Genomic DNA, 15063 nt, shown 5'->3' with positions numbered 1-15063 from the left:
CCGACTGTTTGACCGACTCAGGCTCAGCGCGGCGCTTCGTAGAGCTCCAGCGGCAGGCCGTCGGGGTCGGCGAAGAAGGTAAAGCGCTTGCCGGTCAGCTCGTCCACCCGTACCGGCTCTACCTCGACCCGATGGGCCAGCAGATGGGCGATGACCCGGTCAAGATCGCTGACCCGAAAGGCAAGATGGCGCAGGCCGCACGCCTCGGGGCGGGAGGGGCGCTCGGGAGGCGAGGGGAAGCTGAACAGCTCCAGCTGGCTGCCGTCCGGCAGGGCCAGATCCAGTTTCCACGATTGACGTGCTTCGCGCAGGGTCTCGGCGATAATGGGCAGCCCCAGCACCTCGTGGTAGAAGTGGCGCGAGCGTGGGTAATCGCTGGCGATGATGGCCACATGGTGGATGGCGTCAAACAGCGGAAAGGTCATGGTGTTTCCTTGTCAGCAGCATAGTGAACGGGCAGCCTGCGCTGCCCGTGTCGTTGATCTAGTTGAAGAAACCGCCGAACCAGTCATCCAGCGCACTGCGTGGCGTCGCACTGCTGGCGCAACCGGCCGGGGAGCCCATGGTGGAGGCTTTGGCCGGCACCTGCAGGCTGCCCGGGCAGTCGCTGGTGACGCGGGTGCCGCTGGCGCGGGAGAAGTTGGCCCAGGTGACCCCTTCCGGCATCTTCAATCCCAGACTGTTGACGCCGCGTTGGCTCATGTAGCCGCTAAAGAGCTGCAGGGCACCGCTGGCACCGGTCAAGCCCGCCGGGGTGTTGTCGTCGCGACCGACCCAGATACTGACCAGTTCGTTGTTGTCCATCCCGGCAAACCAGGAGTCGCGCAGCTCGTTGGTGGTGCCTGTCTTGGCCGCCATGGTGGCGCCCGGGAACTTGGCACTGAGCGCGCGGGCCGTACCCTGACTCACCGTCTTGGTCATGGCGAACAGGGTCAGCCAGCTTGCCTGCTGGTCGGTGACCCGTTTGGCGGTCTGATCATGCTGATAGAGCAGGCTGCCATCGCCGTTCACCACGGCGCGAATGGCCGACAGCGGCTGGGTGAGCCCCTGATTGGCGATGGGCAGATACATCTGGTTCACCTCCAGCGGGGAGAGGGCGACCGCCCCCAGCACCAGCGACGGGTAGGGCTGGATCTCCTGCTGGACTCCCAGCTTGTGCAGGGTGTCGACTACCTTCTCCAGCCCTACCTGCAGACCCAGATTGACGGTCGGCACGTTGAGGGAGCTGGCCAACGCATCCATCAGCGGCACGCTCTGGCGGAACTTGCGATCATAGTTTTGCGGCGTCCAGACCTGACCATCCTGACCGCGAATGCGGATCGGCTGATCTTTGAGCGGGGTCGCGAGCGTCAGACCGTTGGAGAGACCGGTGAGGTAGACCGCCGGTTTCACCAGAGAACCGATCTGGCGGCGGGCATCCAGCGCCCGGTTGAAGCCGGCGTAGCGGGGATCGCGGCCACCCACCAGCGCCACCACTTCGCCCTTGTGCCAGTCGGAGACCACCATGGCCGCCTCCAGCTTCTTCTTGCCGCGCAGTTTCTCGATATCGGCGAGGCCCGATTCGACCGCCCGCTCGGCCGCGTGCTGGGCGATGGGGTCGAGGCTGGTGAAGATCTTGAGGCCAGACTGCTTGAGCAGATCGGCGCCGAAGCGGCTCTGGATCTCTCGCTTGAGCAGTCCCATAAAGGCCGGGGTACGGCCATAACTCATCTGGCCGCGGGCGATGATGCCGAGGGGCTGGCGGCTGGCCAGCTCATATTCGGCCTGGGTCAGGCTGCCGTGATCCATCAGCAGCTTCAACACCAGATCACGGCGGGTCTTGGCCCGCTCCGGGAAGCGCCATGGGTCGTAATAGGAGGGGCCTTTCACCAGACCGACCAGCAGGGCCACCTGATCGATATCCAGCTCGTTGACCGGAATGCCGAAGTAGAAGTAGGAGGCAAGCCCGAAGCCGTAGACCCCTTGCGAGAAGTTCTGCCCCAGATAGACCTCGTTGAGGTAGGACTCCAGGATCTCGTCCTTGCTGTAGCGATAGTCGATCAGCACAGCCATGTAGGCTTCCTGCAGTTTTCGCCACAGGCTGCGTTCACGGGTCAGGAAGAAGTTCTTGGCCAGCTGCTGGGTCAGGGTACTGCCCCCCTGCACGGTACGACCCGCGATCAGGTTGGCGAACATGGCCCGCATGATGGCCACCGGCGAGACGCCGCCATGCTGGTAGAAGTCGCGATCTTCGGTGGTGAGCAGGGTCACCAGCAGGCTGTCGGGCACTTCGGCGATACGCACCAGCAGGCGATCTTCCCGATCTTCGGTATTGAGGCGATCGAGCAGCACCGGGTCCATCTGGGCGTAACCGAGCTGGCGCTGGTTCTCCAGCGACTGGATCCCCTCAAGACGCGGGCCGTTGAAGGTGAGGCGCAGGCCACGGGCTCCGTCGGCGCCGTCATAGAACTCGAACGGACGGCGAATCAGCTCGATGCGGTTGCCGTTGATGGTGTATTCACCCGGCGTGTGAGGTTGGCGCACCTGCTTGTAGCTCAGCATATTGAGCTCGCGCAGCATCTGGTCCCGCGACAGGCGCTGGCTGGGGTAGAGCTCCAGCGGACGGCTGTAGACCATCACCGGCAGCTGCCACTTCTCGCCATCGAAGCGTTCGCGCACCTTGGTATCGAGGTAGATGCCAAACACCACCATAAAGGCCGCCACCACCAGGGAGAGCTTGAAGCCAAGCCAGAACAGCTTGCGCCAGATGGTACGCTTGGGTGGCGCTTTCTTGGGGGCGCGCTTGCGTCGTTGGGTTGCCATAAATCCTCTTTGCTTTCCTTTCTACTTGTTATATCGCATTCGCGAACGTCCGAGCGGGATTAACCCGTCGAACCTAGATGCCCATCTTCTTCTTGGTGACCTTGGTCGGCATCGCTTCCAGCGGGTTATCCGGCCAGTAGTGGCGGGGATAGCGCCCCTTCATCTCTTTCTTCACCTGCTCGTAAGAGCCAGCCCAAAAGGCGGCCAGATCGGCGGTGATCTGCAGCGGTCGCTGGGCGGGGGAGAGCAGCTCCACCACCAGCGGTACCCGGCCATCGGCCACGCTGGGGGTCGAACCTTGCCCGAACATCTCCTGAATGCGCACCGGGATTACCGGTGCCTGCCCCGGTTGATAGCGGATCCGCACCCGGCTGCCGGTCGGCGCCGCAAAGTGGCTCGGCAGTGCCTCGTCCAGCCGTTTGGGCAACGGCCAGGGCAGGGATTGGCGCAGGATGTCGCCGAGGTTGAGCTTTTTCAACTGCTCCAGCCGGGTCATGCCGCTCACCGCTGGCAGCAACCACTGTTCCAGCGTGGCCAGCAGGCTCTCGTCATCCATCGCGGGCCACCCCTCATCGGGCAGCCAGTCGCGGGCGCAGCGCAGGCGGGCCAGCAGCCCTTCGCTGCTCTCGTCCCACGGCAGCACATGCAGCCCCTTGCGGCGAATGCCTTGCAGCAGGCAGCGCCCTTTCTGCTCGTCAGAGAGTTCGGTCAGCGGTCGCTGGTTCAGCACCAGCTCGCCGATCACCTGCTGGCGCTCGGCGCGAACCCGCTCTTCCCGCTCATCCCAGTCGAACCACTGCCGTTCGCTTACCAGTTCCGGCAGCAGGCGTACCAGCTCGTCCAGATCGACCGGTTCGGCGATAAAGATGCGGCTGCCGTGATCGTTCTGCCCCATCTCGATGGCGATCAGCGTCCCTTGTCCCTGACAGGGATGACCTTCTACCAGATCGCAGCTCACCCCACCACTGAGTTGATAGCGACTGCCGCTGCGTAGCTTGCCGATGCGATCCGGCCAGGCGAGGGCGCAGAGTAGCCCGAGCCACTGACCTTGCGCACTGGCAGGGCGTACGCCAAGCCGTTCAAACCAGCGGGCCGCTCCCTGGCGCAGGGCACTTTGACGGCGGTGGAACAGCACAGAGAGGCGCTCCGATCCTCGCAGATCTTCTTCCTGCAACGCCAGCAGATAAGCGGCATCGGCGACAATCCCTGTCAGACTCTCGGACTCCAGCTCGCGGGCGCGCAGCAGCATGCGGGCGAGACGAGGGTGAGTACCGAAGGCGGCCATGGCGCGGCCAGCGGGAGTGAGTTGTTGCTCACCCTCCGGCTTCATGGCGCCAAGGGCCACCAGCAGCCGCTGGGCGCTGGCCACCGCGGCGGCGGGAGGCATATCGAGAAGCGGCAGATCTTCCACCTTTGCCCCCCACTGGGCGGCGTCCAGCAGCAGGCCGGTCAGCTCCTGAGTGAGGATGTCTGGCGGGCTCTGCTCGGCGAGCCGCTCCTGCACCTCGCTGCTCCAGAGCCGGTAGCAGATACCGGGGCCGAGGCGACCGGCGCGGCCTGCCCGCTGGGTGGCGGAGGATTTGGCTATCTGGCGGGTCTCCAGTCGGGTGACGCCGCTTTTCAGATCAAAGGAAGCCCGTCGTTCCAGCCCGCTGTCGATAACGACAGAGACCCCTTCGATGGTGAGGGAGGTCTCCGCCACATTGGTGGTGAGCACCAGCTTACGGCGGCCCGCAGGCGCCGGTTCGATGGCCGCCTGCTGCGCAGCCATATCGAGGCGGCCGTAGAGGGGGGCGAGGGTCACGTCGTCCGGCAGTTTGTCTGCCAGCCATTGCGCCAGCCGCTCGATCTCACCCTGTCCCGGCAGAAAGACCAGCAGGCTGCCATCTTGCTCGGCCAGCGCTTCGAGCACCACGGCGCCGACCTGCGGCTCCAGCCACTGCTGGCGATTGGCGGGGCGGTAGTGGTAATCGATCGGGAAACCACGCCCCTCGGAGCGAACCACAGGGGCATCCGGCAGCAAGGTCTCGAGTGCCATGCCATCCAGGGTAGCGGACATCACCAGGAGCTTGAGGTCATCGCGTAATCCCTGCTGACTCTCGATAGCGAAGGCCAATGCGGTATCGGCGTGCAGACTGCGTTCATGGAACTCATCGAAGATCACCAGCGAGACGCCAGTCAGCTCCGGGTCTTGCTGCAACATCCGGGTCAGCACCCCTTCGGTGACGATCTCGAGCCGGGTTGCTGCGCTGGTGCGGCTCTCGCCACGCACCCGCAGGCCGATGCGCTCGCCCACCTTCTCCCCCAGCTGACGGGCCAGAAAAGTGGCGATATTGCGCGCAGCCAGGCGCCTTGGTTCCAGCATGATGATGCGGCCGGGCAGCCGGTTCTGACGCACCAGCTCCAGCGGCAGCAGGGTCGATTTGCCCGCGCCGGGTGGCGCCTGCAGGATCACGCTGGTGTGGCTGTCGAGGGCGGCAAAGAGTTCGGGTAATACCGAAACGATGGGGAGCTGGGACAAAGCGATGAGCACCTTTTGTGGCAACCGGTAAAACGGCGCCTATTCTGCCACAGCCACCCGCACCACCGTGAGTGGATGTGCGGAGATGGTCACTCGGGCGGGAGGGTGGCGAGACATGGCCGGATGGCTGCCATAGAATGGGCCCATCCAATGAGCGTGAAAAAGGCATTATCACCACATGGCCAAACTCTTCTTTGCCCTGCCCGTCAAGGAGCTCGCCCCCGAGCTCATCGCCTGGCGCGATCAGCAGCCCTGGCCCGGTCAGCCGGTGCCGCAAGCCAACCTCCACCTGACCCTCGCCTTTCTGGGTGAGGCAGACGAGTTGACCACCCGCCGCCTGATCGCCGCCGTGGAGCGTCAGCACTGTCCGCCGCTCTTCATCAGGCTGGATGAGACCGGCTGGTTCAGCCGGGCCAAGGCAGCCTGGATTGGCCCGAAGGAGTGGCCCAACGAGCTGACCGTGCTGGCGAAGGCGCTGCGCCGCCACGGCGAGAAGCTGCGTCTTGGCAATGGCGAGCAGGGTTATCGCCCCCATGTCACCCTGTCGCGCAAGGCGGGTGAGGCACCGGCCATCCTGCCAGCCCCAAATTTTCTGCTGCAAGCCGATGAGTTCTGCCTCTATCAATCCATCTCGACTCCGGACGGGGTGCGCTATGAGCCGCTTGCCTGCTGGCCGCTGCGTGCCCGGGTAAAAGAAGATGCGCGGAGGGCTAACCCGTGATCTTTGATCCCCCCCTGCAATCGGGCCAGCTGGTGGCCCGCTACAAGCGCTTTCTGACCGATGTGCAACTCGATAACGGCGAGGTCATCACTATCCACTGCGCCAATACCGGTGCCATGACCGGTTGTGCCGATCCGGGCACCCGGGTCTGGTACTCCACCTCCGATAACCCCAAGCGCAAGCTGCCCAACAGCTGGGAGATCGCCGAGAGCCCGGCGGGCCACTTTATCTGCGTCAACACGGCGCGCGCCAACCAGATTGCCCGGGAGCTGATCGAGCAGGAGGCTATCGCTCCGCTGGCGGGTTACAGCCGGTTGCGCACCGAGGTGAAGTATGGCGAAGAGAACAGTCGCATCGATCTGTTGCTGGAAGATGACGAGAAGGGCAATTGTTACATCGAGGTAAAATCGGTCACCCTGCTCGACGAGCGGGAGGAGGCTGGCATGGGCTACTTCCCCGATGCGGTCACCGCCCGTGGTGCCAAGCATTTGCGCGAGTTGATGGCGATGAAAGCGGCGGGCCACAGGGCCGTGCTGCTCTTTATGGTGTTGCACTCCGGAATAAGCCGGATGCGCCCTGCAACCCATATAGATCCGCACTATAGTCTGCTAATTGAGCAGGCAATCGCGGCGGGGGTTGAAATTTTATGCTATCGGCCCCATGTTGGGGTGCAAGGCATGGTGGCTCAAGGGTTTATCCCGTTTGAATCTGGTCACCTGTTACCCGAGGGGAGTGCATAAATATTGGAGTGGGTAACATTATTGGTACGGCTCGTTTGCTTACCCGTTACCCTTCTGCTATAGATGTCGCCCTCAATTTATGGATGGCACGGGTAGCGTGCTGAATTAGGAGACAGGGCATGCCAACAGGCGAAAACAGGAAATCTCTGGGCCCCCTGGCCATTGCGGGTGTCGCGCCTTACCAGGAAAAGCCGGGTGAGGAGTACATGAATGACCAACAAAAGGCGCATTTTCGCAAGATCCTGGGTGCCTGGCGCAACCAACTGATGCAGGAAGTTGATCGTACCGTCGACCATATGAAAGACGAGGCTGCCAACTTCCCGGATCCCGTGGATCGTGCCGCGCAAGAAGAAGAGTTCGCTCTTGAACTGCGTACCCGCGACCGTGAACGCAAGCTGATCAAGAAGATCGAGAAGACCTTGCAGCTGCTTGAAGACGATGATTTCGGTTACTGCGAACACTGCGGTATCGAGATCGGTATCCGTCGTCTGGAAGCCCGTCCGACTGCCGACCTCTGTGTCGATTGCAAGACGCTGGCCGAGATCAAGGAAAAACAGATGGCCGGTTGATCCCGACCCTCTGGTATATGAAAAAGGGAGCTCGCGGGCTCCCTTTTTTATTGAGCTTTTGGCGGTCGCGCCCCAGAATGCAGCCTCAATGAATCGCTTACCCGAACAGTCATGCCAGTGAATCCCCCGTCCTCACCCTTTGCACGTCCCTATGTGGGCCGCTTTGCCCCCTCACCCTCAGGCCCGCTTCATTTCGGTTCGCTGATCGCCGCCCTCGGCAGCTTTTTGCAGGCCAGAGCGCAGCAGGGACGCTGGCTGGTGCGCATCGAGGATATCGATCCGCCGCGGGAGATGGCGGGGGCAGCGGCCCTGATCCTCAAGACCCTTGAGGCATATGGCCTCGAGTGGGATGGGGAGGTGATGTTCCAGAGCGCGCGCCACGGCCGCTATGACGAGATCATCGACCAGCTCTACCGGGCGGGGGATCTCTACTGGTGCCGTTGCACCCGGCGCGAAATCATGGCCGCGGGCGGTCTCTACAGCGGCCACTGCCGCACCCTCGGGCTTGCGGCCGAAGGTTGCGCTGCCCGGCTGCGCCAGCACCATCCGGTCTACCACTTCGACGATCGCTTGCAGGGCCATATCGCGGTCCCTACGGCGCTCGCCGAGGAGGATTTTATTATCCGCCGCCGCGACGGACTCTACGCCTACAACCTGGCGGTGGTGGTGGATGATATGGACAGCGGCATCACCGAGATAGTGCGCGGCGCCGATCTGCTGGAGCCCACGGTGCGCCAGATTGCCCTCTACCAGACCCTGGGGGCACCGGTGCCCGACTGGGTGCACCTGCCGCTGGCGGTGCTGGCAGATGGCAACAAGCTCTCCAAGCAGAACCATGCGCCTGCGCTGGCGCTTGATGAGGTGCGCCCGGCACTGTGGCAGGCGCTGCACTTCCTCGGCCAGTGCCCGCCGCCCGAGCTGATGGCAAGCCGGATCGACGAGATCATCGGCTGGGGCATCGCCAACTGGCAGCTAGAACGGGTGCCCGCCAGCGAGAAAATCCCGCTGGACCTTGAGTAAAAAGAGCCGGTTTTCGTGTAATAAGGCGTGAGCTGGGCGCTGATAGACCGCTATTTTCGTTGGCAGACGGTTTCATGCGGGATCAATTGTCAGCACGGTTTTTCATTTGGTCAGGCGTGAGCTATGTGCAGATTGACCGCTATTTTCGCTGGCGGACGGTTTCATGCGGGATCAATTGTCAGCACGGTTTTTCATTTGGTCAGGCGTGAGCTATGCACAGGTAGACCGCTATTTTCGCTGGCAGACGGTTTCATGCGGGATCAATTGTCAGCACGGTTTTTCATTTGGTTAGGCGTGAGCTATGATAGGCCGCTATTTTTTGGCCTCCCGTCAATTTAGAAGTCATGAAGAGGTGTACCATTTTTTCCCAGATCGCAAACTTTTGCCGCAAGGTGCTCGGCAAGGAAGACGGCGAGCAGTCGGTGGAATCCCCCATTCCAGCCCGTGTCGCCGGTCAACGTCGTACCTTAAGCCGTGATCAGCACCCTATTTCGCGCAAAGAGATCAGCGAGAATGCACTCAAGGTGCTCTATCGCCTGAACAAGGGCGGCTACGAAGCCTACCTGGTCGGCGGCGGAGTCCGGGATCTGCTGCTCGGGAAGACGCCCAAGGATTTCGACATCGCAACCGATGCGACGCCGGAGCAGATCAAGGCGCTGTTCAGCAACTGCCGCCTGATTGGCCGTCGTTTCCGCCTGGCCCACATTGTCTTTGGTCGTGACGTGATCGAAGTGGCCACCTTCCGGGGTCACCACCATCAGGTCAATACCAGCAAACATGTGTCGGCCCAGTCTGATGAAGGCATGCTGCTGCGCGACAACGTCTACGGCACCATCGAAGAGGATGCCGAGCGCCGCGACTTTACCGTCAACGCCCTCTACTACAGCGCCAAAGATTTCACCCTGCACGATTTCGAAGGGGGTCTGGAAGATCTGGCCGAGCGCAAGCTTGAGCTGATCGGCGATCCCGAGACCCGTTATCGTGAAGATCCGGTGCGGATGCTGCGCGCCGTGCGCTTCGCCGCCAAGCTGGATATGACCATTAGCCCGCGAACCGCCGCCCCCATCAAGGAGCTGGCGCCACTGCTGCAAGACATCCCGGCTGCCCGCCTGTTTGAGGAGACCCTCAAGCTGTTTCTGGCTGGCGACGGTCTGGCGACCTACAAACTGCTGCGCGAGTATGGCCTGTTCCAGCAGCTCTTCCCGCAAGTGGCGGCGCTGTTTACCCCGCACGGCAACTCGCCCTACGAGCAGTTTATCGAGCAGGCACTGATCGATACCGATACCCGCGTTCGTGAAGATAAACGCGTCACCCCGGCCTTCCTCTACGCCACCTTGCTGTGGGGCTGCGTCGAGGCCCGTGGTCGGGTGCTGGAGAACGAGAGCGGCCTGCCCTGGTATGACGCCTTCATGCTGGCGATCAACGAGGTGCTGGACAATCAGGTGCGGATCATCGCCGTTCCCCGCCGTTTCACCACAGATGTCCGCGACATCTGGGCACTGCAACAGCGGCTGACCCGTCGTCAGGGCAAGCACCCCGAGCGCGCCATGGAGCATCCCAAGTTCCGCGCGGCGTTCGACTTCCTGTTGCTGCGCAACCGGGTTGAGCGCGGTCTCGGCGAGCTGGCCAGCTGGTGGGAGCGCTATGTCGCCTCCAATCCTGATGTGCGCCCGCAACTGCAACGGGAAGCGACCCGTCGCCCGGCCAGCGGTGAGCGCGGCGAGGCTCGCAGCCACGATGGCGAGAAGCGCAGCAGCAACAGTCGCAACCGTCGTCGCCCCCGTCGCCGCAAACCGAAAGTGGCCGAGTGACAACAAACGTGATGACCGAGGTCTTCATCGCCATTGGTTCCAACCTGTCTGATCCGCTGGGTCAGGCTCGTCGTGCCGTTGCCGCCTTGGCAAGGTTGCCGGAATCTGTGCTGGTGGAGGCCTCGTCGTTTTACAGCAGCCGCCCCATGGGGCCTGCTGACCAGCCGGACTACGTCAATGCCGTGGCCCGGCTCAATACCCGGCTCGCGCCCCTTGCGCTGCTGGATCAATTACAAAAAATCGAGCTGGAACAGGGACGTGTGCGCAAAGATGAGCGGTGGGGGCCGAGAACTCTGGATCTCGATCTGCTGCTCTATGGGGATCAGGTGATCAACCATGAGCGCCTGATCGTACCCCACTACGGCATGAAGGAGCGGGAGTTCGTGCTGCTGCCCCTTGCCGAAATTGCGCCTGCTCTGGTGCTGCCCTGCGGCACCCCGCTCGCCCGACTGGTTGCCCGCTGCCCGCACAATGATTTGGCCATCATTGCCCCGCGTGCAGACGTACAGGAGCCTCTATGAGCAAGATCACCACCGCCAGCCTGCTGAAGATGAAGCAGGACGGTCAAAAGTTCACCGCCATCACCGCCTATGATGCCACCTTTGCCAAGCTGTTCGACGACGAGGGGGCCCACGTGCTGCTCATCGGCGATTCGCTGGGCATGGTGCTGCAAGGGGGTCAGGATACCCTGGCGGTCAACATGGATGAGATGGTCTATCACACCCGCTGTGTGGCGCGCGGTGCCAGCAAGGCACTGGTGGTCGCCGACATGCCGTTCATGAGCTACGCCACCCCCGAGCAGACTTACCAGAACGCTGCCCGCCTGATGGCGGCCGGTGCCCGCATGGTGAAGATGGAAGGGGGCGACTGGCTGTGTGACTCCATCCGCCACCTCACCCGCAACGGGGTGCCGGTGTGCGGTCACCTCGGCCTCACTCCGCAATCCGTTCATGTCTTTGGCGGCTTCAAGGTGCAGGGGCGCGATGAGTTTCAGGCGCAGGAGATCTACCGTCAGGCCCTCGAACTGCAAGCGGCCGGTATCCAGCTGCTGGTGCTCGAGTGTGTGCCCACTGCGCTGGCCGAGCGCATCACCAAGGCGCTTCGCATCCCGGTGATCGGCATTGGTGCCGGCCCCGCGACCGATGGTCAGATTTTGGTGATGCACGATGCCTTTGGCGTCACCTCCGGCTATGTGCCCAAGTTCACCAAGAACTTCCTGGCCGAGACCGGCGATGTGCGTGCCGCCATCCGCCTCTATGTCCAGCAGGTGAGCGAGGGGAGCTTCCCCGGCCCGGAGCACTGCTTCAACTGATCCTGGCGGTTGCATGATGGGGGCTGCGGCCCCCGTCTCTGCTTCTCAGCCTCGCGCAGTTAATCCGTATAGCTAATCCGTATCTTATTGATTCATCTAAAGGTGAACTGCTGATAGCCATGTTCGTGCACCATCCCGCCCGAGCGCTATCTGTGGATGCAACCCGTCTCTCTTTTTGATTTATCGGAAGGTGAACTGCTGATGTTGGTCGTAAATAATCCAGTTGTTCTGCGTGAGCAGATCAGCCAATGGCGCCGTGAAGGGCGTGCCATCGCATTCGTGCCCACCATGGGTAACCTGCATCAGGGCCACCTGACGCTGGTGAAAGAGGCGCACAGCCACGCCGAGAAGGTGGTGGTCAGCATCTTCGTCAACCCGATGCAGTTCGATAAGGCCGAGGATCTTGCCAACTATCCGCGCTCTCTGGAGCAGGATTGCGCTGCGCTGGAAGCGGCCGGTGTCGATATGGTGTTCACCCCGACCCCGGAGATCATGTATCCGCAGGGGCTGGCGAGCCAGACCTTCGTCGAGGTGCCGGGTCTCTCCAATCTGCTGGAGGGGGCGCTGCGCCCGGGTCACTTCCGTGGTGTCAGTACCGTCGTCACCAAGCTGTTCAATCTGGTACAGCCGGATGTGGCCTGCTTTGGCCAGAAGGATTACCAGCAGTTGGCGCTTATTCGAAAGATGGTGGCCGACATGGCGATGCCCATCGAGATCGTCGGCGTGCCCACCGTGCGGGCCGAAGACGGGCTGGCGCTCTCTTCGCGTAACGGCTACCTGACAGCTGCCGAGCGGGCCATCGCCCCCGAGCTGGCGCGCACCATGAACTGGATCGCCGAGCAGATCGAAGCGGGTGACCACCACCTGCCCTCCTTGGTGGCGCAGGCCAGCCAGCGTCTCGACAACGCCGGTTTTCGTACCGATGCCATCGACATCGTCGATGCCGCCACCCTCGAATCCGCCACTGACGAGAGCGTACAGCTGGTGATCCTGATGGCCGCTTATCTTGGCAAGGCACGCCTTATCGACAATCAAGTGGTCACGCTGCAGCAAGCCTGAGCCCGCCACAACCAGGAGGACCCCATGTCCAAGAAGGTTTACTGCATTGCCCAATTCCTGCCCAAACCCGGTCAGGAGCAGGCCCTGTTTCAGGTGCTGCAGGCGCTCGAGCCCAACACCCTGCGTGAGGATGGTTGCCTGCAATATCGGGTAACCCGCCACATCGCCAGCCCCTTTGCCGAGGGGGAGAGCTTCCCCATCGTGTTCAACGAGATTTGGCAAGATATGGCGGCTTTCGAGGCGCACTGCCAGCGCGCCGAGATCACCGCGTTCTTCGAGCGTTACTGCCTGGCGGAAGATGGTTTGGCCGCGAAGTGGAATGTCTGCGTCTATAGCGACGAACCCGAACAGTACGACGCCCCCGTAAAGAAGTAATACCCCCGATTGCCAGCGGACGCCCCCTCGGGCGTCCGCTGCTTTTTCACGCCTGCACTCTCCTGCATCCCGGCGTTTTGTTCTGCGGCCCAGCCCGCATCTCCCTTCGTTTCTATCCACTTTTGGCCTGATGGCCGCTACAGGTACTCATGATGTTTGTCCTGATTGCATCGCTTGTTTTCTGTCTGCTCTGTTTTGCTCTCACCCGGTTGCCTACCGGTTTGCCGCTCTCGCGCAAGGTACTTGCAGGTCTGCTGCTTGGCGCCCTGTTCGGGCTGGCGCTGCAATTGGGGTGGGGCGCCGATGATGCCGGCGTTCAGCAGACCCTGGAGTGGGTCAATATCGTCGGCGGTGGCTATGTCAGCCTGCTCAAGGTGGTGATGATGCCGCTGGTGTTTACCTCCATCCTCTCCGCTATCAACAAGCTGGAGCAGGCCCAGTCTCTCGGCAAGATCAGCGCCGTGCTGATCGGCTCCATGCTGACCCTGGTGATGATCGCCGGTGTGGTGGGGATGACCATCACCCACCTGAGCGGTCTCACGGCAGCCGGGTTGTTGAGTCACGGCAGCGACAGCGCTGCGCTGCAACAGAGCATGAGCACCATCGACAGTGCCCAGACCCTGCCGGCCCTGCTGCTCTCGCTGGTGCCCACCAACTTTGCCGCCGATATGGCGGGTAGCCGCGGCCTCTCGGTGATCGGCGTGGTGATCTTCACCGTGTTGGCCGGGGTTGCCCTGCTGCAGTTGAAGGCGGAGCATCCAGAGGCTGGTGCTCGTGCCGCCGTGGCCATCGACACCCTGCAACTGTGGGTGATGAAGATGGTGCGGGTGGTGATTGCGCTGACTCCCTATGGTGTGATGGCGCTGATCGCCCGGGTGGTGGCCCACTATCCGCTGAGCGAGATCCTCAGCCTGCTCGGTTTTATTCTGGTCTGCTACGTCGCCATTCTGGCGATGTTTGCGGTGCACATGGTGATCCTGTTGCTGATCGGCCAGAACCCGCTGCACTATCTTCGGGAAGTGTGGGGCGTGCTCACCTTCGCCTTTATCTCCCGCAGCAGCGCCGCCTCCATTCCGCTCAGCATCGAGACCCAGCAGCGCCTTGGTGTGCCCGCCAGCATCGCCAACTTTGCCGCCTCGTTCGGTGCCAACCTCGGCCAGAACGGCTGCGCCGGTATCTATCCGGCCATGATGGTGGCGATGATTGCCCCCATGCTCGGCATCAACCCGTTTGATCCCCTGTTCCTGCTGACTCTGTTGCCGGTGATTGCGCTGGGCTCCATCGGGGTGGCCGGCGTCGGCGGTGGCGGCACCTTCGCCGCGCTGATCGTGCTCTCTACTCTCAACTTCCCCATCGCGCTGGTGGGGGTGATGATCGCCATCGAGCCGCTGGTGGATATGGGCCGCACAGCTCTCAACGTCAATGGATCCATCATGGCGGCGATGATCACCAAGCGGTTGCTGGGCAAGCAGCAGCTGACCCAAGTGGAGCAGCCGCAGCCCCTTGAGCAGGCCGCCAGCTAACCCCCAGCGTTACCCAATATGAAAGAAGCCCGCTGTTGCGGGCTTCTTTATGTCAGCTGTGTTGCCTTGTGAACAGGCGCGGTTATTCGGCAGAGACGGGGTAACCGGCGCCTTTCCAGGCGAAGATGCCGCCCGGCACCCGATAGACCTGCTGATAGCCCTGAGTCACCGCCCAGGCGGCGGCGTTGTGGCTGCGACCGCACTTGACGAAGCCGCAGTAGATCACCACAGGACGGGACTTGTCTTCACCCAACAGCGCCTGGAACTGCTCCGCCGTGCCGCTTCCCTCGACGATCTCGCTCCAGTTGTCGCCGGACTTGGCCTCCTTCACGAAGACAAAGTTCTTGGCGCCCGGAATGTGCTCTTTCTTGTAGGAGTCCTCATAGGGCATGGTGTCGATGATCACCAGCTCCTCGCCCTTGTCCATCCGGGTCTTCAGCTCGGTAACGGTCAGCAGCTGATAACCACCCTGCTGCGCCTCCTGTGCCAGCTGCACAGCCGATTGCTCAAGCTTCACCTCCTGCTCGAACTGGTTATCGCCACAGCCCGCGAGGGCAAAGCTGGCGGCGATCAGCGAGGCCAGCAGAGTGCGGGATCGCAATGTCATCAT

General features: G+C 62.3%; 14 protein-coding genes. 10 read left to right on the top strand and 4 right to left on the bottom strand.

Annotation, left to right across the window (positions count from 1 at the left end):
- Window positions 1-23 precede the first annotated feature (23 nt).
- The 3 genes from gloA2 to hrpB form a co-directional block, all read right to left on the bottom strand.
- The gene (gene gloA2 / locus AACT07_RS20975) at window positions 24-425 is read right to left on the bottom strand and encodes an SMU1112c/YaeR family gloxylase I-like metalloprotein (protein WP_005362902.1); all 402 of its coding nucleotides are present in this window, start codon (window positions 423-425) and stop codon (window positions 24-26) included.
- A 58-nt stretch (window positions 426-483) separates the two neighbouring features.
- On the bottom strand, window positions 484-2802 hold the full coding sequence (gene mrcB / locus AACT07_RS20970) for a penicillin-binding protein 1B (protein ID WP_069529867.1): 2319 nt from the start codon (window positions 2800-2802) through the stop codon (window positions 484-486).
- 73 nt (window positions 2803-2875) lie between these two features.
- Window positions 2876-5323, bottom strand: a complete 2448-nt coding sequence (hrpB, locus tag AACT07_RS20965; RefSeq protein WP_069529865.1) for an ATP-dependent helicase HrpB — start codon at window positions 5321-5323, stop codon at window positions 2876-2878.
- Window positions 5324-5501: 178 nt separating this feature from the next.
- Here hrpB and thpR point away from each other — a divergent pair, with 178 nt between their 5' ends.
- From thpR to AACT07_RS20915, 10 genes are all read left to right on the top strand, one after another.
- Window positions 5502-6044 carry an RNA 2',3'-cyclic phosphodiesterase gene (thpR, locus tag AACT07_RS20960; RefSeq protein ID WP_069529863.1) on the top strand — a complete coding sequence of 181 codons (543 nt, stop codon included), beginning with the start codon at window positions 5502-5504 and terminating at the stop codon, window positions 6042-6044.
- On the top strand, window positions 6041-6784 hold the full coding sequence (gene sfsA, locus AACT07_RS20955) for a DNA/RNA nuclease SfsA (RefSeq protein WP_019444756.1): 744 nt from the start codon (window positions 6041-6043) through the stop codon (window positions 6782-6784). The genes thpR and sfsA overlap by 4 nt, the downstream gene beginning before the upstream one ends.
- A gap of 119 nt (window positions 6785-6903) precedes the next feature.
- Window positions 6904-7353 carry an RNA polymerase-binding protein DksA gene (gene dksA, locus AACT07_RS20950; RefSeq protein ID WP_005335644.1) on the top strand — a complete coding sequence of 150 codons (450 nt, stop codon included), beginning with the start codon at window positions 6904-6906 and terminating at the stop codon, window positions 7351-7353.
- 111 nt (window positions 7354-7464) lie between these two features.
- Window positions 7465-8373 (top strand): tRNA glutamyl-Q(34) synthetase GluQRS, encoded by a 909-nt coding sequence (gene gluQRS / locus AACT07_RS20945; protein WP_069529861.1) that lies wholly within the window; start codon window positions 7465-7467, stop codon window positions 8371-8373.
- Between the two features lie 344 nt (window positions 8374-8717).
- Window positions 8718-10184: a polynucleotide adenylyltransferase PcnB gene (pcnB, locus tag AACT07_RS20940; protein WP_005335642.1), complete on the top strand. Its 1467-nt coding sequence runs from the start codon at window positions 8718-8720 to the stop codon at window positions 10182-10184.
- A gap of 11 nt (window positions 10185-10195) precedes the next feature.
- Window positions 10196-10705, top strand: coding sequence for a 2-amino-4-hydroxy-6-hydroxymethyldihydropteridine diphosphokinase (folK, locus tag AACT07_RS20935; RefSeq protein ID WP_005354659.1), 510 nt, complete (start codon window positions 10196-10198; stop codon window positions 10703-10705).
- A complete protein-coding gene (panB, locus tag AACT07_RS20930; protein WP_042063124.1) occupies window positions 10702-11496 on the top strand; it encodes a 3-methyl-2-oxobutanoate hydroxymethyltransferase in 795 nt (264 codons plus the stop codon). Before folK ends, panB begins: the two co-directional genes overlap by 4 nt.
- A gap of 201 nt (window positions 11497-11697) precedes the next feature.
- Window positions 11698-12555, top strand: a complete 858-nt coding sequence (gene panC / locus AACT07_RS20925; protein WP_069529858.1) for a pantoate--beta-alanine ligase — start codon at window positions 11698-11700, stop codon at window positions 12553-12555.
- 24 nt (window positions 12556-12579) lie between these two features.
- Window positions 12580-12930, top strand: a complete 351-nt coding sequence (locus tag AACT07_RS20920; RefSeq protein WP_047437807.1) for a putative quinol monooxygenase — start codon at window positions 12580-12582, stop codon at window positions 12928-12930.
- Window positions 12931-13082: 152 nt separating this feature from the next.
- Complete coding sequence (locus AACT07_RS20915) at window positions 13083-14453, top strand: cation:dicarboxylate symporter family transporter (protein ID WP_069529856.1); 1371 nt, start codon at window positions 13083-13085, stop codon at window positions 14451-14453.
- A gap of 82 nt (window positions 14454-14535) precedes the next feature.
- Here the strand turns inward: AACT07_RS20915 and AACT07_RS20910 are convergent, their stop codons facing one another.
- Window positions 14536-15063, bottom strand: a complete 528-nt coding sequence (locus AACT07_RS20910; protein WP_069529854.1) for a rhodanese-like domain-containing protein — start codon at window positions 15061-15063, stop codon at window positions 14536-14538.

Source organism: Aeromonas sp. ANP5 (genome assembly GCF_963870295.1).
GTDB classification, from domain to species: Bacteria; Pseudomonadota; Gammaproteobacteria; order Enterobacterales; family Aeromonadaceae; genus Aeromonas; species Aeromonas veronii.
The sequence above is the reverse complement of the archived record's forward strand: the minus strand, read 5'-3'. Positions and strand labels throughout refer to the sequence as shown.

Excerpts from the sequence above, each read along its gene's own strand:
- gloA2 (WP_005362902.1), bottom strand. The coding sequence starts at position 425 with ATGACCTTTCCGCTGTTTGACGCCATCCACCATGTGGCCATCATCGCC.
- dksA (WP_005335644.1), top strand. The coding sequence starts at position 6,904 with ATGCCAACAGGCGAAAACAGGAAATCTCTGGGCCCCCTGGCCATTGCG.
- panC (WP_069529858.1), top strand. The coding sequence starts at position 11,698 with ATGTTGGTCGTAAATAATCCAGTTGTTCTGCGTGAGCAGATCAGCCAA.
- folK (WP_005354659.1), top strand. The coding sequence starts at position 10,196 with ATGACCGAGGTCTTCATCGCCATTGGTTCCAACCTGTCTGATCCGCTG.
- panB (WP_042063124.1), top strand. The coding sequence starts at position 10,702 with ATGAGCAAGATCACCACCGCCAGCCTGCTGAAGATGAAGCAGGACGGT.
- mrcB (WP_069529867.1), bottom strand. The coding sequence starts at position 2,802 with ATGGCAACCCAACGACGCAAGCGCGCCCCCAAGAAAGCGCCACCCAAG.
- pcnB (WP_005335642.1), top strand. The coding sequence starts at position 8,718 with ATGAAGAGGTGTACCATTTTTTCCCAGATCGCAAACTTTTGCCGCAAG.
- AACT07_RS20915 (WP_069529856.1), top strand. The coding sequence starts at position 13,083 with ATGTTTGTCCTGATTGCATCGCTTGTTTTCTGTCTGCTCTGTTTTGCT.
- AACT07_RS20920 (WP_047437807.1), top strand. The coding sequence starts at position 12,580 with ATGTCCAAGAAGGTTTACTGCATTGCCCAATTCCTGCCCAAACCCGGT.
- gluQRS (WP_069529861.1), top strand. The coding sequence starts at position 7,465 with ATGCCAGTGAATCCCCCGTCCTCACCCTTTGCACGTCCCTATGTGGGC.
- AACT07_RS20910 (WP_069529854.1), bottom strand. The coding sequence starts at position 15,063 with ATGATGACATTGCGATCCCGCACTCTGCTGGCCTCGCTGATCGCCGCC.
- thpR (WP_069529863.1), top strand. The coding sequence starts at position 5,502 with ATGGCCAAACTCTTCTTTGCCCTGCCCGTCAAGGAGCTCGCCCCCGAG.